The organism is Acerihabitans sp. TG2, from assembly GCF_035013185.1.
In the GTDB taxonomy this organism is placed as follows: domain Bacteria; phylum Pseudomonadota; class Gammaproteobacteria; order Enterobacterales; family Enterobacteriaceae; genus Acerihabitans.
The window spans coordinates 129,605-148,044 of record NZ_JAYGJO010000002.1 but is presented as its reverse complement, the minus strand read 5'-3'; the positions used below and the strand labels follow the sequence as shown (position 1 = coordinate 148,044).

Annotated in this window: 12 protein-coding genes, 1 pseudogene and 1 other annotated feature; of the genes and pseudogenes, 8 read left to right on the top strand and 5 right to left on the bottom strand. The window is 52.2% G+C overall.

All coding sequences use genetic code 11. The features are described from left to right. Nucleotides 1-2 precede the first annotated feature (2 nt). Both trpD and SJI19_RS02505 read right to left on the bottom strand, forming a co-directional pair. Nucleotides 3-1,597, bottom strand: a pseudogene (trpD, locus tag SJI19_RS02510) (bifunctional anthranilate synthase glutamate amidotransferase component TrpG/anthranilate phosphoribosyltransferase TrpD). Beyond that, nucleotides 1,597-3,159, bottom strand: coding sequence for an anthranilate synthase component 1 (locus SJI19_RS02505; RefSeq protein ID WP_323476691.1), 1,563 nt, complete (start codon nucleotides 3,157-3,159; stop codon nucleotides 1,597-1,599). The pseudogene trpD and the gene SJI19_RS02505 overlap by 1 nt, the downstream one beginning before the upstream one ends. A gap of 24 nt (nucleotides 3,160-3,183) precedes the next feature. Continuing rightward, nucleotides 3,184-3,288, bottom strand: a sequence feature (Trp leader region). A gap of 183 nt (nucleotides 3,289-3,471) precedes the next feature. On the opposite strand from SJI19_RS02505, the gene rnm reads away from it, so the two are divergent. From rnm to rluB, 3 genes are all read left to right on the top strand, one after another. Beyond that, nucleotides 3,472-4,359, top strand: coding sequence for an RNase RNM (gene rnm, locus SJI19_RS02500; RefSeq protein ID WP_323476690.1), 888 nt, complete (start codon nucleotides 3,472-3,474; stop codon nucleotides 4,357-4,359). 56 nt (nucleotides 4,360-4,415) lie between these two features. Continuing rightward, nucleotides 4,416-5,036: an L-threonylcarbamoyladenylate synthase gene (locus SJI19_RS02495; RefSeq protein WP_323476689.1), complete on the top strand. Its 621-nt coding sequence runs from the start codon at nucleotides 4,416-4,418 to the stop codon at nucleotides 5,034-5,036. 169 nt (nucleotides 5,037-5,205) lie between these two features. Next, entirely contained in the window at nucleotides 5,206-6,090 is an 885-nt protein-coding gene (gene rluB, locus SJI19_RS02490) for a 23S rRNA pseudouridine(2605) synthase RluB (protein ID WP_323476688.1), read from the top strand. A gap of 93 nt (nucleotides 6,091-6,183) precedes the next feature. Here the strand turns inward: rluB and cobO are convergent, their stop codons facing one another. Both cobO and SJI19_RS02480 read right to left on the bottom strand, forming a co-directional pair. Then, nucleotides 6,184-6,774 carry a cob(I)yrinic acid a,c-diamide adenosyltransferase gene (gene cobO, locus SJI19_RS02485; protein WP_323476687.1) on the bottom strand — a complete coding sequence of 197 codons (591 nt, stop codon included), beginning with the start codon at nucleotides 6,772-6,774 and terminating at the stop codon, nucleotides 6,184-6,186. A 15-nt stretch (nucleotides 6,775-6,789) separates the two neighbouring features. Continuing rightward, nucleotides 6,790-7,551, bottom strand: coding sequence for a YciK family oxidoreductase (locus tag SJI19_RS02480; RefSeq protein WP_323476686.1), 762 nt, complete (start codon nucleotides 7,549-7,551; stop codon nucleotides 6,790-6,792). Nucleotides 7,552-7,839: 288 nt separating this feature from the next. Between SJI19_RS02480 and sohB the strand changes: the two genes are divergently transcribed. Then, on the top strand, nucleotides 7,840-8,880 hold the full coding sequence (gene sohB, locus SJI19_RS02475) for a protease SohB (RefSeq protein ID WP_323476685.1): 1,041 nt from the start codon (nucleotides 7,840-7,842) through the stop codon (nucleotides 8,878-8,880). 159 nt (nucleotides 8,881-9,039) lie between these two features. Here sohB and SJI19_RS02470 read toward each other — a convergent pair whose 3' ends face one another. Then, nucleotides 9,040-9,291 carry a YciN family protein gene (locus SJI19_RS02470; RefSeq protein ID WP_323476684.1) on the bottom strand — a complete coding sequence of 84 codons (252 nt, stop codon included), beginning with the start codon at nucleotides 9,289-9,291 and terminating at the stop codon, nucleotides 9,040-9,042. A gap of 432 nt (nucleotides 9,292-9,723) precedes the next feature. On the opposite strand from SJI19_RS02470, the gene topA reads away from it, so the two are divergent. From topA to SJI19_RS02450, 4 genes are all read left to right on the top strand, one after another. Beyond that, entirely contained in the window at nucleotides 9,724-12,309 is a 2,586-nt protein-coding gene (gene topA / locus SJI19_RS02465; protein WP_323476683.1) for a type I DNA topoisomerase, read from the top strand. A 451-nt stretch (nucleotides 12,310-12,760) separates the two neighbouring features. Further along, nucleotides 12,761-13,735 (top strand): HTH-type transcriptional regulator CysB, encoded by a 975-nt coding sequence (gene cysB, locus SJI19_RS02460; RefSeq protein ID WP_323476682.1) that lies wholly within the window; start codon nucleotides 12,761-12,763, stop codon nucleotides 13,733-13,735. 137 nt (nucleotides 13,736-13,872) lie between these two features. Further along, nucleotides 13,873-16,545, top strand: coding sequence for an aconitate hydratase AcnA (acnA, locus tag SJI19_RS02455; protein WP_323476681.1), 2,673 nt, complete (start codon nucleotides 13,873-13,875; stop codon nucleotides 16,543-16,545). A gap of 560 nt (nucleotides 16,546-17,105) precedes the next feature. Beyond that, on the top strand, nucleotides 17,106-18,386 hold the full coding sequence (locus tag SJI19_RS02450) for an HAAAP family serine/threonine permease (RefSeq protein ID WP_416347491.1): 1,281 nt from the start codon (nucleotides 17,106-17,108) through the stop codon (nucleotides 18,384-18,386). Nucleotides 18,387-18,440: the final 54 nt, after the last annotated feature.

Here is an 18,440-nt window from a genome sequence, read left to right as displayed (position 1 = left end):
TCCTATCCTCTTGCTGCCAAAGCTGTTACCCGTTCATAAGCAACACCACTGCGGATGACCGCCAATGCCCTTTGGGTATTGTCACGCAAATCCTCTTGTCCGAATAATTTCAACAGCAGGGCCACATTGGCGGCCACCGCGGATTCGTGAGCGGGATCTCCTTTACCTTGTAACAACCGCGCCAAAATGTCACGATTTTCCTCCGGCGAGCCCCCCAGCAAGGCGTCGGCCGGTTGGTGCGTGAGGCCGAAATCAGCCGGCAGCAACGGGTAACTGTTGATCTCTCCGTCCTTCAGTTCTGCCACCTGGGTCGGGCCGTGCAGCGCCACTTCGTCCATTCCGCTGCCATGCACTACTGCCGCCCGTTGGTAGCCGAGCACACGCAGCGTCTGGGCAATCGGCAGCACCAACTCGGGACTGTAGACACCGATGAGCGCCAGCGGTGGGCGGGCCGGGTTAATCAGCGGACCCAGGACATTAAATAAGGTGCGGGTTTTTAATTGCTGGCGTACCGGCATGGCATGGCGAAAACCGCTATGGTAAAGCGGTGCAAACAAAAAACACACGCCCAGTTCATCCAATGCCTGGCGCGATTGTGCCGGCGGCATATCCAAGCGAATGCCGAAGGCTGCCAGCAGATCCGACGATCCTGAGCGGCTTGACACGCTACGGTTGCCATGTTTTGCCACCCGGACGCCACAGGCCGCGGCAACAAAGGCGCTGGCGGTAGAAATATTGATGCTGTTGGAACCATCTCCGCCGGTGCCGACGATATCGGCAAAGGGGTAATCCGGGCGAGGGAAGGGCAATGCATCGGCCAACAGTGCGCTGGCGGCCCCGGCGATTTCGTCGGGATGTTCGCCGCGTATTTTCATGCTGATCAGCGCCGCCGCCAGTTGCGCGGGGGCCAACTGGCCTTGAATAATCGAGCCAAACAACTGCTCGCTCTCCTGTCGACTGATGCGCTCGGCGCGATATAATTTTTCCAGTATCTGTTGCATGGGTAGAGTCCTTTGAGTCAAGCCAGCGCCCAGGCTAGGGTCTGGTTGAGTAAACGCGCGCCTTGGGTGGTGAGGATGGATTCCGGATGAAACTGAAAGCCGCAGACACGGTCGGCATCATGCCGCACTGCCATCACCATATCGTTAAAATGGGCGTTAACGATAAGCCCTGCCGGGATGTTGCTGCCGACCAATGAGTGATAGCGGGCCACCGGCAGGGGATTTGGCATGCCAGCGAACATGCCGATGCCGTCATGATGTACCAGCGAGGCTTTACCGTGCAGGATTTCCCCTGCCTGACCAACATAACCACCATAAGCCTCAACGATGGCTTGGTGTCCCAGGCAGATACCGATGATCGGCATCTGGCCACGAACCTGAGCCAGTAATTGCGGCATACAACCAGCCTCGGCTGGGGTGCCTGGACCAGGGGAAAGTAACAGAACCGGGTTTTCCATCTCCCGTAAACGGCCGATAATATGTTGCGCCGACAGTTGGTTGCGGTACACCACCACCCGATGGCCGGTGGCACGCAGTTGATCCACCAGATTGTAGGTAAAGGAATCGATATTATCGAGCAATAGGATCTCAGCCATCAGAACACCTCCCCGGCATGATGGGCACTGGCAATGGCGCGGAGCACCGCGCGCGCTTTATTACGGCTTTCATCGGCTTCGGCCTGTGGTACGGAATCTAATACCACCCCGGCGCCAGCCTGAACGGTGGCGATGCCGTCCTCAACATAGGCTGAGCGGATGACAATGCACGTGTCCAGCATGCCACTGCCGGTGAAGTAGCCAATCGCACCACCATAACTGCCGCGGCGGCTCCCCTCGGCCGCAGCAATCAGCTGCATGGCCCGTACTTTCGGTGCGCCGCTCAGGGTGCCCATATTCATACAAGCCCGATAAGCGTGTAGCACATCAAGATCGGCGCGTAAGGTGCCTACCACCCGCGAGACTAAATGCATCACAAATGAGTAGCGATCCACCTGGGTGAGATCGGCCACATAACGGCTGCCCGGTTCGCAGATGCGCGCCAAATCGTTACGCGCCAGATCGACCAGCATAAGGTGTTCCGCCAGTTCTTTTTGGTCGGTGCGCATCTCCAGTTCAATGCGGCTGTCGAGATCGGCATCAAGGCTGCCATCGGCACGACGTCCCCGAGGGCGGGTACCGGCGATGGGGTAAATTTCAATTTGCCGATTGCCTGCGTCATATTTCAGTGAGCTCTCCGGTGAGGCACCGAACAGCGTGAAAGCATCATCCTGCATAAAAAACATGTAGGGGCTGGGATTACTTTCTTTTAAGGTCTGGTATGCCGCTAACGGCGACGGGCAGGGCAGGGAGAAACGGCGGGACGGCACCACCTGGAAAATCTCGCCGGCTCTGATGGCCTGCTGCATCTGGGTGACCACCTGGCCGAATTCGTCGTCGCTTTGGTTGATCTCAAGCGTCATCGAGTTGATCGCCTGATGAGGTATCGGTCCCGGTGCTTGCAACAATTGATGCTGCAACTGTTCGATTCGCTGCTGCAAACGCAATTTTTCAGCGGCATTGGGCGTAAACAAACTCCCCTGCAGTGTACAGGTACGCTGCTGGTGATCGAGCACCAACAGGGTCTCAGCGAGATAAAAGCAAAAATCGGGGCAGCGAGGTCCTTGGCTTACCGGCGGCAGCGCTTCGAACCCGGCCACTAAATCGTAGGCGAACAGGCCGCCGAGAAATAACGCCTGGGGGTGTTCTGGTGGGAACGGCACCAGCGTTAACAGTAGGCGCAGGCAGTCAAATACCGATAAGGACCGTAGACGTGCATCTTCATCCATTTGGTCGCCGCCGGCGGGAAACAGCAGTTCGCGTCGGTTGGGATGTTTTTCAATCGACACCTCTGGCGGTAGCGCGGCGTCCAGTAACGGCAACAACGCCGCACCGTTGGCGGTGAGCGCCTGTAGGGTGACTTGAGGTCCCATGGCGGTAATACGTAACGCACTATCAAGCACCATTAGGCTTTGCAGATCGCGCTTATTATCAATTTCTGCGGATTCCAGCAGCAGTGTAGCCTGACGTGCGCCACACAACTGATTGAATAACGCAGTAGGATCGTCGCGATATGTCGCTGCGGCGTGAAGAACTTCGACTTCTGGTTGTGTGGCTTGCATATAATGTTCCCTGATTAACGCCCATAAAAAAAGCCCGCTTAATAAGCGGGCTGTTGGGATCTTGCTCTGCCTGATGACAGCAACGCATGATAACACCACCCGCTAAAGGGAGGTGCGCCACCAGCAAAGCGTTACCACGGTTAAGATTATCATCAGCAGATTCTCATCGGTCATATTGATGCGTACTAGTAAACTAGTTCAGCAATGAAATGTCAACAAACGTCGCTTAAAATCAGTTAATTATTTTACTGGTTCGGTTAAACACTGTTTGACGCTATGATATGCGCGTTTATTCTTAAAGGTAACTGACCCTTGACCGGCACTTATGTTAAATCACCATTGCTGACCCTGTACGATTTGCACAGCCATACCACAGCGTCGGATGGGGTACTCACCCCATCGGAATTGGTGGCTCGAGCCGTAGCCATGGGCGTGGACGTGCTGGCGATCACCGACCATGACACTGTCTCTGGCCTGGCTGAGGCCAGTTGTGCTGTGGAGCGGGGTTCGCTGGCGTTGACATTGGTGCCTGGTGTGGAAATTTCCACTCAGTGGCAAAATCACGAAATTCATATTGTTGGCCTGGGCTTCGACGCCGCTCATCCGGCGATGTCGGCCTTGTTAAGCGCTCAACGTGAAAAACGTCTGGCGCGGGCCAAGATGATTGCGCAACGCCTGGAGCACGCTGGCATCCCTGATGCCTGGCAAGGAGCAAATCGCTTCGCCGAGGATGAGTTGGTCACCCGTGGGCATTTTGCGCGTTACCTGGTCAGTATTGGTGTTGCCGACAGCATGGCCAAGGTCTTTAAAAAATACCTGTCCAAGGGCAAAACCGGTTATGTGCCCCCGCAGTGGTGCACTATTCCTGAGGCCATTCTTGCCGTGCAACAGTCGGGGGGACAGGCGGTGGTAGCTCATCCGGGTCGGTACCAACTCTCTCCTAAATGGTTGAAACGGCTGTTGGATGATTTTGCCAGCGCTGGAGGGGATGGGATGGAAGTGGCCATGTGCCAGCAGTCACCACAGGAAAAAACCGTTTTGGCCGGGTATGCGCGGGAACGTGAGCTGTTCGCATCCCAAGGGTCAGATTTTCATCAGCCCTGTGCCTGGATCGAACTTGGAAGGAAGCTTTGGCTGCCCGGTGGCGTAGAGCCCATTTGGCGCGATTGGCCGGTTGCACGACGCAACCTCTCTGTTTAGTAGGATAACGCGGTTTGCCGGGGGAACGTCCTCGATAAACGATTTAAGGAGTTTTAATGAGCCAGTTTTTTACTATACATCCAGAAAATCCGCAGCCTCGTCTCATCAGCCAGACCGTCGATTTGCTGCGAAAGGGCGCGGTCATTGTCTATCCAACTGATTCAGGTTATGCCTTGGGCTGCCGTCTGGAAGACAAAACAGCAATGGAAAGAATCTGCCGCATTCGCAAGCTGGACGGCAATCATAATTTCACCTTGGTCTGTCGCGATCTCTCGGAGTTATCCACCTATGCCCATGTGGATAATCAAGCGTTCCGTTTAATGAAAAACAACACGCCGGGTAAATACACTTTTATTCTTAAGGCCACCAAGGAAGTTCCCCGGCGTTTGATGAATGATAAGCGTAAAACCATCGGCCTGCGCGTTCCGTCTAATCCTATTGCGCTGGCACTGTTGGAGACGATGGACGAGCCGCTAATGTCCACGACGCTGATGTTGCCGGGCAATGATTTTGCCGAGTCCGATCCCGAAGTGATCAACGATCACCTCGGCAAGCTGGTGGATGTAGTGATCCACGGTGGTTTCCTTGGACAGCAGCCGACCACGGTTATTGACTTAACCGATGACACGCCGGTGGTGGTGCGCGCTGGTGTGGGCGATATATCGCCGTTTCTGTAGATCTCAATGCGCCGCCTGTGGAGGGGCGCGTTGAGTGATACTCACGAAGAATGATTGTTATCGATGTGGCAATGATGTAGAATACCGGGCTAACTTAATTTTAAGTTGCTGAAAAATATGGCGAAAGCCACCATTCGACGCCTGTGAAGGCGACAAGCGAGGTTGCTCAGTGAGCGAAAAGTTGCAAAAAGTCCTGGCGCGTGCCGGGCATGGTTCCCGCCGCGAAATTGAATCCCTGATTGAACAAGGCCGTGTTAGCGTAGATGGCAAGATTGCCACGCTGGGCGATCGGGTTGATGCCGTCAGTTCAATGAAGATCCGTGTCGATGGGCGGGTGATATCGATTACCGCGTCCAGTGAGTCGGTGTGCCGGGTATTAGCCTACTACAAACCGGAAGGGGAACTGTGTACCCGCCGGGATCCCGATGGTCGTCCTACGGTGTTTGACCGCTTACCCAAGCTTACCGGTTCACGCTGGATTGCCGTGGGTCGTCTGGATATCAACACCTCCGGACTGCTACTTTTCACCACCGATGGTGAGCTGGCTAATCGCCTGATGCACCCCAGTCGTGAAGTCGAGCGGGAATATGCTGTACGGGTCTTTGGTCAGGTGGATGATGAAAAGCTGCGCCTGTTGACCAAGGGCGTGACGCTTGATGACGGCACCGGCGCATTCCGCACCCTGAGTTTCCAGGGCGGAGAGGGGCTGAACCAGTGGTATAACGTCACCTTGACCGAAGGCCGTAACCGCGAGGTCAGGCGCCTGTGGGAAGCGGTTGGTGTACAGGTCAGCCGGTTGATTCGTACCCGCTACGGTGCTATACCCCTGCCGAAGGGATTGCCTCGCGGTGGCTGGACTGAATTACCGCTGGCGGAAATCAACTATCTGCGCGAATTAGTGGAAATGTCTGCGGAAACCGTGACCAAGGTTCCGGTGGAACGTGAGCGCCGGCGCATGAAAGCCAATCAGATCCGCCGGGCGGTCAAACGCCATAGCGTGGTGACACCTACCCGTCGCGGTGGGCAGAGCAGTAAGCGTAATTCTGGTTCTTGAACAACGGGTTCTTGAACAATGGGTTCTTGAAAAACGGGTTCTTGAAAAAACGGGTTCCTGAAACGGTGCGTCGCACCCCCCCAGGGCCGGTTATCACCAATCCACGCCCTGCTGTGCTTTGATACCCGCGTCAAACGCGTGTTTGACCGGGCGCATTTCGCTGACGGTATCCGCCAGATCCAGTAGTTCACGATGGCAGGCCCGCCCGGTAATGATCACCGTTTGCCGGGGCGGGCGATTTTTTATCGCGGCGATCACTTCTGACAAATCCAGGTAGTCGTAGGTGATCATATAGGTCAGCTCATCGAGCAACACGACATCCAGGCGTTCATCCGCCAGCATGCGCAGGCCATGTTGCCAAACTTGCTGGGCTGCCGCCCGGTCGGTTACCCGGTTTTGCGTATTCCAGGTAAAACCGGTGGCCATTACCTGAAACTCGACACCATGCTGTTCCAGCAGATTCCTTTCGCCGTTCGGCCATTGCCCTTTGATAAACTGAATGACTCCGGCCTGCAGGTCATGCCCAACCGCTCTGGTCACCGTACCAAAACCGGCGGTGGTTTTACCTTTGCCATTGCCGGTAAAAACGATGACAATACCGCGCTGTTCGTTTGCGCCTGCAATACGGGCGTCCACTTGCTCTTTTAACCGCTGCTGGCGCTGTTGGTGACGATCTTCACTCATGCTGTTGGTCCTGTGTTAAAGCGCCGGGCCCGGTTTCCGGTCCGGCTGGGCATCAAAACTGATACCGGTTTTGCGACAACTATCGTCACCCATCAGGTAAAGGTAAATTGGCATGATATCCGCCGGGGTCTTTAGCCGATTGCTGTTTTCATCGGGAAACGCGTTGGCACGCATACCGGTACGGGTACCGCCGGGATTAATACAGTTCACCCGTAACGTGGTAGCAGGGTACTCCTCGGCCAATACCTGCATCATGCCTTCGGTAGCAAATTTTGACACCGCGTAGGCGCCCCAATTGGCCCGCCCCTGGCGACCGACGCTGGAACTGGTGAACACCAGGGAAGCATGCGTTCCGCGCAATAACAGCGGCAGCAATGCCTGGGTTAATAAAAACGTGCCGTTGACATTAACCTCCATCACCTGACGCCAAACGTCGGCAGACTGCTGGGCCATCGGCTGGACTTGCCCGAGCTGGCCGGCATTATTGAGCAATCCATCCAAGCGTGGGATTTCCGTCGCCATGCGACCAGCCAACTGCGAGAAATCCTGTGCGTTGGCGGTGGCTAAATCCAACAGATAGATCCGCGCTGGGGCTCCGCCTTCGGCGGCAATCTGCCTTTGCACTGCCGTCAGAGTGGCCTCGGTTCTGCCTAGTAGCAATAGGGATGCGCCATAACGCGCATAGGTAAGCGCCGCTTCGCGACCAATACCATCCCCAGCACCGGTGACCATAATAATACGCTGGGACAATAAATCTTGCTTGGGGTGATAGTTCACGGCGGACTCCTTAGTTAAGCTGGCGCCGTTCGACAGCGAAGGTAAATATGCCCTCACCGTGTCAACGGCGACCCCCCATTTTATGCCTGAAACAGGGATGATTTTCAATCTGTACCTGTTAACTTGGCGCCGAAGACGCTATTCCCTGTGGCTAGTCTGGCTTGAAAAGGTGTAAATCCGGGGGTTTATCACGATTGGCAGGTATAATATTCTGATTTATCAGGCGACGCGAACCAGGACCTTAGCTAGAATAGACCCAACAGAAATCATTTTCAGCAAGGCGGTAGTGTGGAATTTTTAACGCTTTATGGACTTTTTTTAGCGAAAACCGTCACCGTAGTGGTGGCTATCGGCGCGATCCTTATATTGACGGTGGGAGTGCGTCGGCGTCGGCGCAAAGGCGAAATTCAAATCACCGATATGGGCAAGCATTATCGCGAGATGCAACGTGAGATGCAACTTGCCCGCATGGGCGAAGCCGAACAGCGTATCTGGCACAAACGTTATAAAAAGCAGGAAAAAAGTGAGTCTAAAAAGGCGCGCGTTCAGGCGAAAAACGGTGAAAAGGTCGCGCAAAAACCCTGTCTTTATGTCTTGGATTTTAAAGGCAGTATGGACGCTGGTGAGGTCGTGTCTCTGCGTGAGGAAATATCAGCAGTACTGGCGGTGGCCAAACCGGAAGACGAAGTGTTGCTGCGCCTTGAAAGCCCCGGCGGGGTGGTGCATGGTTACGGCCTGGCTGCATCTCAGTTACAACGCTTGCGCGATAAGGGTATTCGCTTGACCGTAGCGGTGGATAAAGTGGCCGCCAGCGGCGGTTATATGATGGCTTGTGTTGCCGACCGTATTGTCGCTGCGCCGTTTTCCATTATCGGTTCCATCGGTGTGGTGGCACAGATCCCCAATTTCAATCGTCTGTTAAAACGAAATGATATTGATATGGAATTGCACACCGCCGGGGCCTATAAACGTACTCTGACGTTGTTTGGCGAAAACTCAGCAGAAGGTCGTGAAAAGTTCCAGCAAGATCTTAACGAAACCCATGCATTGTTTAAACAGTTTGTGCATGATATGCGCCCGTCGCTGGATATTGATGCGGTAGCTACCGGTGAGCATTGGTATGGCAGTCAGGCGAAAGAAAAGGGATTGGTTGACGGTATCGGCACCAGTGACGATTTGCTGATTGCTGAAATGAGTAACCATGAGGTAATAAAGGTGCATTATGCGCAACGTAAACGGTTGCTTTCGCGATTTACCGATAGCGCAGCCCTGAGTATCGAACAACGTTTGATGTATTGGTGGCAACGAAGCAATAAACCACTGCTCTAGGCTGAGTCGAGTTATTGCCGGTGGTATCACCACCGCCCCAATCGCCGCTTATCAAGGTGCGGGGTTTGGGGTGGGTAAACAGACTCACCGAATAACCGAATGCCGTCACGGGGCCGGCCCGTTAGCCGACGACGCCGATTAACGGGCTTGGGCAAACGCTTAATCCACCAGATGGTATTTATCGGATAACACGACGGCCAGATGTTTAAACATATTAAATATTGCCGTGGTTTTTCGGGTGGGTATACCGTCTTGATCGAAAAAAAATTCGCCACGGAAAATCAAAACACCGCCTTTTTGCTCAACTTCGGTCGCTTCCATACCATGCATATATTCATCATGGGCCCGGATAATCCTATTTGCTTCTAGCAGCAGGCTGTGGCGATCAATGGGAATAGTGTTGCCTTGCATCGTTTTAAACTCCTACGTTAGTCTCTTGGGCTATTGTAATACCCGGTTGTGTTTGGCTGCAAACAGACTAAGGTTTATTCGAACGATCAGGTGTTTTTTAATAGGGTAACCGGTTGAGTATGTTCTTTGTACTGTTAACGCTAATCAGTTGCACCAACTTTTTTATCATGTAGAGTGTGGGCCTTCATCAGGTTAGGGGACAAAATAGGTCTTAAATCTGAGCGAATTTATCAATGTTTAATAACAATATTGATAAATTCACTATATTTTTCAAAGGATTAATCTCATGGCAAAGGCGAAAAAGCAGACCGGCTAAACAGAGGTTGATTTTCGGCGGCGTTGTCGCAATATAAAATTCGAGGTATGCCCAGCCAGAGTCTGGCGCACAAAAAGCTTCTTATTACAGAAGAAATAATTTAGGTAAAGGTAAAAATGGGTAAAGCTCTCGTTATCGTCGAATCCCCGGCAAAAGCCAAAACGATTAATAAATACTTGGGTAATGACTATGTGGTTAAGTCCAGCGTAGGCCACATCCGCGACTTGCCCACTAGCGGTTCAACGGCTAGCAAAAAGACCACTGACGCGCCTAAAAAGAAAAAAGTCAAAAGTGACGCGCAAACCGCACTGGTTAATCGCATGGGTATCGATCCTTTCCATGATTGGAAAGCCCATTATGAAGTGTTGCCCGGTAAAGAAAAAGTTGTCAGCGAGCTGAAAGCGTTGGCGGAAAAAGCGGACCATATCTATCTCGCAACTGACCTTGACCGCGAAGGGGAAGCCATTGCCTGGCACCTGCGGGAAGTGATTGGTGGTGATGAATCGCGCTTTAGTCGGGTGGTATTTAACGAAATCACGCGCAACGCCATTACCCAGGCGTTTAAAACCCCCGGCGAACTCAATATTGACCGGGTAAATGCCCAGCAGGCCCGGCGGTTTATGGACCGCGTAGTGGGTTATATGGTTTCGCCACTATTATGGAAAAAGCTGGCCCGTGGGTTGTCTGCCGGTCGAGTGCAGTCAGTGGCGGTACGACTGGTCGTGGAACGTGAACGGGAAGTTAAAGCTTTTGTGCCCGAAGAATACTGGGAATTGCATGCGGATTTACAGGTTTCCGCACAGGCGCAATTGCAAATGCAGGTTACCCATCACGCTGATAAGCCGTTTAAACCGGTAACTCAGCAACAAACTCAGGCGGCGGTAACCCGGCTTGAATCGGCCGATTTCATCATTGCCGATCGCGAAGATAAACCGACCAGCAGCAAGGCCGGAGCGCCATTTACGACTTCCACGCTGCAACAAGCCGCCAGTACGCGTCTTGGCTACGGCGTCAAAAAAACCATGATGCTGGCGCAGCGTTTGTATGAGGCGGGGCATATTACTTATATGCGTACCGATTCAACCAACCTGAGTCAGGATGCGCTGAATATGGCGCGGGACTACATTGCTGCAGAGTTTGGTGACAATTATTTGCCCAAACAGGCTAACGAATATGCCAACAAGCAAAACTCCCAAGAAGCCCATGAGGCGATTCGCCCGTCCGACGTGGCTAATCTGGCTGAGCAGCTAAAGGATATGGAAGCGGATGCACAAAAACTTTATCAGCTGATTTGGCGCCAGTTTGTTGCCTGCCAGATGGTGCCGGCGCTTTATGATTCCACGACCCTGACGGTGAAGGCCGAAGATTACCTGCTCAAGGCCAAGGGCCGAATCCTGCGCTTTGATGGCTGGACCAAAGTGATGCCTGCGTTGCGTAAGGGCGATGAAGATCGCACCTTGCCCCAGGTGACCGTAGGCCAGCAGTTGGATCTGAATACACTGCTTCCCAGCCAGCACTTTACCAAACCGCCAGCCCGTTATAGCGAAGCGTCACTGGTTAAAGAGTTGGAAAAACGCGGTATCGGACGGCCTTCCACCTATGTTTCCATTATTTCAACTATCCAGGACCGTGGTTACGTTCAGGTGGAAAACCGCCGTTTTTATGCGGAAAAAATGGGTGAAATCGTCACCGATCGTCTGGAAGAGAATTTCCGCGAACTGATGAATTATGACTTTACCGCCAGGATGGAGGATAAACTCGATCAGGTGGCGAATAATCAGGCAGAATGGAAAGCGGTATTGGACTCGTTCTTCAAGGAGTTTAGCCAGCAGTTAGAAACAGCGGAAAAAGATCCGGAAGAGGGCGGTATGCGCCTCAACCAAATGGTGATGACCAGTATTGATTGCCCCACCTGCGGCCGCAAAATGGGAATTCGTACCGCCAGCACCGGGGTGTTTCTGGGGTGTTCTGGATATTCCTTACCGGTGAAAGAGCGCTGCAAAACCACCATTAACCTGATTCCGGAGTCGGAAACCCTAAACCTGCTCGAAGGCGAGGATGCTGAAACCAATGCGCTGCGCGCCCGTCGACGCTGTCCAAAATGCGGTACCGCCATGGACAGTTATTTGATTGATAATACCCGAAAATTGCACGTATGTGGGGCCAACCCGCTATGCGATGGTTATGAAATCGAGCAAGGCGAGTTCAGAATCAAAGGGTATGATGGCCCGGTGGTAGAATGCGAGAAATGTGGGTCCGATATGCACCTCAAACTGGGGCGCTTCGGCAAATACATGGGTTGTACTAGCTGCACTAACACCCGAAAAATCCTGCGTAATGGTGATGTGGCTCCGCCAAAAGAGGACCCGGTGCCATTGCCGGAACTGCAATGTGAGAAATCCGATGCCTTTTTTGTTCTGCGTGATGGCGCCGCAGGCGTGTTTCTGGCTGCCAATACGTTTCCCAAATCACGGGAAACCCGCGCACCCCTAGTTGAAGAGTTGGCCAGGTTCAAGGATCGTTTGCCGGAAAAATTGAGTTATTTAGCCGATGCGCCGGCTGAAGATCCGGAAGGGAATAAATCGTTGGTGCGTTATAGCCGCAAGACCAAACAGCAATATGTCTCTTCAGAAAAAGACGGCAAAGCCACCGGCTGGACAGCATTCTTTATTGACGGCAAGTGGCAGGTAACTAAAAAATAAGCGTTTTTTGGCTTTTTGTCTGATAAAAAAGCCAACCTACCCGGTTGGTTGAGTTTGTTGAGAAAGCCGTGCTAGCGGGCATGATGGGCAAGATCGTAAAGACGCCGTGAATACATCCATGTAGGCTCGTGCGCGCCATCCTTGGCGCGCTACGCTTTACTCTCCTTACCCATCATATCCGCCGTTAGCTCACATGCACGTTTGTCAGCAGTCTGAACCAACCTACCCGGTTGGTTTTTTTTTGGCTTATCTCTCCGTCGGACTTAGGTTGCCGGTGTTGCGGCCACACGAATTATTTAGAACATAAATAGGTTATATATAGCGTTTTTTTATGATTAAATAGTATTAATTATAAGAACTGCTTTCCCGCCCGTGTGCAGGGAATGCTTGCTGCCTGTCGTCAGCGACCCGGAACAGCGCTTATGCCCTGTCCATGCCAGGATAATAATCAATGAAATTGCAGCAGCTCCGTTATATTGTGGAAGTGGTTAATCACAACCTTAATGTGTCGTCCACCGCAGAAGGACTCTATACTTCCCAACCTGGCATCAGTAAACAGGTACGTATGTTGGAGGATGAGCTGGGGGTGCAAATTTTTGCCCGCAGCGGCAAGCATCTTACCCAGGTGACGCCGGCGGGGCAGGAGATCATCCGTATCGCACGGGAAGTGCTATCGAAGGTCGATGCCATCAAAGCGGTGGCCGGCGAGCATACTTATCCCGATAAGGGTTCGTTGTATGTCGCCACTACCCATACTCAAGCCCGCTACGCATTACCCGATGTCATCAAAGGTTTTATCGAACGTTATCCGCGAGTGTCACTGCATATGCACCAGGGGTCGCCGACGCAAATTGCCGAGGCGGTGTCTAAAGGCGTGGCTGATTTTGCCATTGCCACTGAAGCGTTGCATCTGTATGAAGATTTGGTGATGCTGCCATGCTATCACTGGAATCGGGCCATCGTCGTGTTGCCAACGCATCCGCTGGCGAATAAAACCCATGTTACCATCGACGAATTAGCTGCCTACCCATTAGTGACCTATACCTTTGGTTTCACCGGCCGGTCTGAATTGGACACGGCGTTTAACCGGGCTGGACTGGTGCCGCGTATCGTGTTTACCGCCACTGATGCTGATGTGATCAAAACCTATGTTCGCATGGGACTGGGGGTTGGGGTGATCGCCAATATGGCGGTGAGTGACGAGGCCGATCCGGATCTGGTAAAAATCAGTGCCGAAGCGATGTTTGCCCTGAGTACCACCAAAATCGGTTTTCGACGCAGCACGTTTTTGCGCAGTTATATGTATGATTTTATTCAGCGTTTTGCTCCGCATTTAACCCGTGATGTAGTGGATACGGCCATTGCGCTACGCTCCAATGAAGAGATTGAAGCCATGTTCAAAGATATAAAACTGCCGATTAAATAATGACGGTCGATGCTGCGCGTGAGCGCAGTGGGCACTTTATGTTATAAAAAAGTTATCATTTTCTTGTTAAATGTTTACCGCAAAACCTCAACCTACACAGGGTTATGACTATACTGAAATAAAAGTCAGGAGGAATTATGCCGTCAACTCTTCGAGAAGCCAGCAAGGATACATTGACCGTGCTGGGTAAAACCTATCGTTATTTCAGTCTGCCACTCGCCGCCCGGCACTTGGGGCGCCTCGACACTCTGCCCAAATCACTCAAAGTTTTGTTGGAAAATCTGTTACGCAATCAGGACGATAAAATCGTTACCGAAGTGGATCTACGTGCTGTAGCCGGTTGGCTGGAGCAGGCCCACGCGGAGGGTGAAATTGCCTATCGCCCGGCACGGGTGCTGATGCAGGATTTTACCGGCGTACCGGCGGTAGTGGACCTGGCCGCTATGCGCGAGGCGGTGAAACGTCTTGGTGGCAATGTTGACAAAGTTAACCCGCTGTCGCCGGTGGATTTGGTCATTGACCACTCGATTACCGTTGATAGCTACGGTAACGAAGGTGCCTATGGCGTAAACAATCAATTGGAAATGAAACGCAACCTGGAACGCTACAAGTTCCTGCGTTGGGGACAACAGGCATTTGATCGGTTTCGTGTGGTGCCACCGGGAAACGGTATTTGCCATCAGGTCAACCTGGAATACTTAGCGCAAACCGTCTGGCATGAAACGCAGGATGGCGAGTTAGTGGCCTATCCCGACACCTTGGTGGGTACCGACTCCCACACCACCATGGTCAATGGACTGGGTGTGCTGGGGTGGGGCGTTGGCGGTATTGAGGCCGAGGCAGCGATGCTTGGCCAACCGGTATCCATGCTGATACCTGACGTGGTAGGTTTTAAGCTTGAAGGTAAACTCACTGAGGGGATCACCGCCACTGATTTGGTGCTCACAGTGACACAGATGCTACGTAAACATGGTGTTGTAGGTAAATTTGTCGAATTTTATGGCGATGGATTGGATACGCTGCCGTTGGCCGATCGTGCCACCATTGCCAATATGTCCCCGGAATATGGGGCGACCTGTGGTTTTTTCCCGGTTGACGCTATTACGCTGGATTATTTGCGTTTGACCGGGCGCAGCGAAGAGCAAATCGCCCTGGTGGAAGCCTATTGCCGGCAGCAGGGATTATGGCGCCTGCCGGCGGAAGAACCGCGTTTTACTAGCACCTTGACGCTGGATATGGGCAGCGTGGTCGCGAGCCTGGCCGGGCCGAAGCGGCCGCAGGATCGAGTGGCTTTGCCGGGGGTCCCCGCAGCGTTTCGTGCCAGCGATGAACTGGACTTTACCCGCCGCAGCGATCGTCGTGAGTTTCAGCATGTTGAATTGGATGGACAGCAGCACGAACTGCACCAAGGGGCGGTGGTCATTGCGGCCATCACCTCATGTACCAACACCTCCAACGCCAGTATTATGATGGCCGCTGGCTTATTGGCCCGTAATGCGGTCAATAAGGGGCTGCGTAGCAAACCCTGGGTGAAAACGTCACTGGCACCGGGTTCCAAGGTGGTCACTGATTATCTGGCGGCTGCAGGTCTGACGCCTTATCTCGAACAGTTGGGTTTCAATCTGGTGGGCTACGGATGCACTACCTGTATTGGTAACTCCGGCCCGCTTAAGGAACCTATTGAAGCGGCGATAAAAGCGGGCGATCTTACGGTTGGCGCGGTGTTGTCGGGTAATCGTAATTTTGAGGGGCGCATCCATCCGTTGGTAAAAACCAATTGGTTGGCCTCGCCGCCGCTGGTGGTAGCTTATGCCTTGGCCGGCAATATGCAGGTTAACTTGAGCGAGGATCCGCTGGGCAGCGACGCCCAGGGACAACCTGTCTATTTAAAAGATATCTGGCCTAGCTCGCAGGAAATAGCCGATGCGGTCGGCCTGGTGAACAGTGACATGTTTCACCAGGAATACGGTGCGATTTTTACCGGTGATAAGGATTGGCAGGATATAGAGGTCAACCGCACACCGACCTACAACTGGCAGGATGACTCCACCTATATCCGCCTGACGCCGTTTTTTGACCAAATGCTGCGCCATCCCGCACCGGTACAAGATATTGAGGGTGCGCGGATATTGGCGCTGTTGGGCGATTCGGTGACCACCGATCATATTTCCCCAGCCGGTAATATCAAACTTGATAGCCCGGCCGGCATCTACCTGCGTGAAAACGGCGTTGAGGCGGCTGATTTTAATTCTTATGGGTCGCGGCGCGGTAATTACGAAGTGATGATGCGAGGCACCTTTGCCAATATTCGGATCCATAACGAGATGGTGCCTGCTATTGAAGGGGGTTATACCCGGCACGTGCCATCCGGTGACGAATTGACGATTTACGACGCCGCCATGCGCTACCAGCGCGACCAGGTGCCGTTGGCGGTCATTGCCGGTAAAGAGTACGGTTCCGGCTCCAGTCGCGACTGGGCGGCCAAGGGGCCGCGGTTACTGGGGATCCGGGTAGTGATTGCCGAATCTTTCGAACGGATCCACCGCTCCAATTTAATCGGTATGGGAATATTGCCACTGGAATTCCCGGCGGGGGTTACCCGCAAGACGTTAGCGTTAACCGGGAATGAAATCATCCGTATCGGCGGCCTGAGTGCGCTTGCACCCAGTCAGACGGTCATGGTTGATATCGGTTATGCCGATGGACACCATGACCAGGTGCCTACCCGCTGTCGCATCGACACCGGCAATGAACTGATTTACTACTGCCATGACGGTATCCTTAATTATGTGATTCGCAACATGCTGTGATGGCGGCGGCGCGCACCTTTCTACCAGGAAGACGCGCGCCGCGAGGTCATTTACCGCACCTGTTTGAGTCAGGTGATCTCATCAGCTGGTGGAAAAGGTGTGTGACATTCATGACCGAGGGTATATTATTTAGCGGTTATTGCGTGAATGTGTTAATGAAATAACCAAAGGTATTGGTCTAGAATATGTTCCATGTTATTATTGTCGAAAATAAAGTATCAATAAAGAAACTTTAAAATGAATAAGAGATAAAATATCAGTTGTGAGTTTTTATTTTAAAATTGATTATACATCATAATAATTGTCTCCTTCCGTTTTGTGATCCCTGCGGGGTTATTATATTTCCTCTTTGAGATAGAATGCCCCCACTGCAAAGAAAGTGTCGAAAAGGAAATGTTGTATATTTAATTGAGGTTTTTTTGTTAACTTTCATGCAAGGTTGTTAACATATTTATAGTAGCTATATTACCCTATTTATTTCCCGGTGCGGGCAACACCATTGCAACGGGAAAAACGACGAATTAATGTCCGTTCCCTAAGGAGAACATATAATGAATAGCATGACTGAGACTGCGTCGGTTATCGATGCATCCTCCACGGCCACCTGGCGCAAGACTGACACCATGTGGATGCTGGGACTCTATGGTACAGCTATTGGCGCCGGCGTCTTGTTTTTACCGATTAATGCTGGCATCGGTGGTATTATTCCGCTGATAATCATGGCTATCATTGCCTTTCCGATGACATTTTATGCACATCGGGGTTTGTGCCGTTTTGTTTTATCCGGTAAAAAAAGTGGTGAAGATATAACCGAAGTCGTTGAAGAACATTTCGGCGTCGGTGCGGGTAAATTAATCACATTGCTGTATTTTTTTGCTATATATCCTATCTGTTTGGTTTATGCTGTTGCTATTACCAACACTGTTAACAGTTTTATTACCCATCAGCTTCATTTGACCGCACCACCGCGCGTGTTATTATCGTTGATATTAATTCTTGGCCTAATGGCTATTGTGCGTTTCGGTAAAGAAATGATCGTCAAGGCGATGAGTGTGTTGGTGTTCCCATTTGTTGGGGCATTAATGCTGCTAGCACTTTATCTAATTCCTAACTGGACTTCCGCTATTTTTAACAGCTCCACTATAACCAATAGTATGAGCGGTAATAGCATGCTTACCACGCTGTGGTTGGCAATCCCGGTCATGGTGTTCTCCTTCAATCACTCGCCGATCATCTCGTCTTTCGCGGTAGCCAAACGTCAGGAGTATGGGGTAGGGGCGGAGAAAAAGTGTTCTCGCATCCTGGCCTACAGCCATATCATGATGGTGTTGACCGTGATGTTTTTTGTGTTCAGCTGCGCACTAAGCCTATCTACTGCGGATCTGTTGGAAGCCAAATCGCAGAATATTTCTATTTTGTCCTATTTAGCCAATCATTTTAACAATCCTCTGATCGAGTGGGTCGCGCCGCTGATCGCTGCGGTGGCCATCACTAAATCCTTTTTGGGCCACTATCTTGGGGCGCGAGAAGGTTTTAATGGCATGATGATCAAATCCCTGCGTAGCCGTGGAAAAACCGCATCGGAAGATAAACTGAACCGGATCACCGGCATTTTCATGCTGTTGACTACCTGGTTGGTGGCGACGCTCAATCCCAGCATCCTTGGCATGATCGAGACCCTGGGCGGGCCCATTATTGCCATGCTGCTGTTCTTGATGCCGATGTACGCCATTCAAAAAGTTCCGGCCATGAAAAAATACAGCGGCAAATTGAGCAATGTCTTCGTGACCTTAATGGGGCTTATTGCCATGTCGGCGATTATTTTCAGTCTGTTGGGATGATCTCCCATCCATTATAAGTCCGGTGGCGTAACGGTTACGTCGCCGGTACCGTAA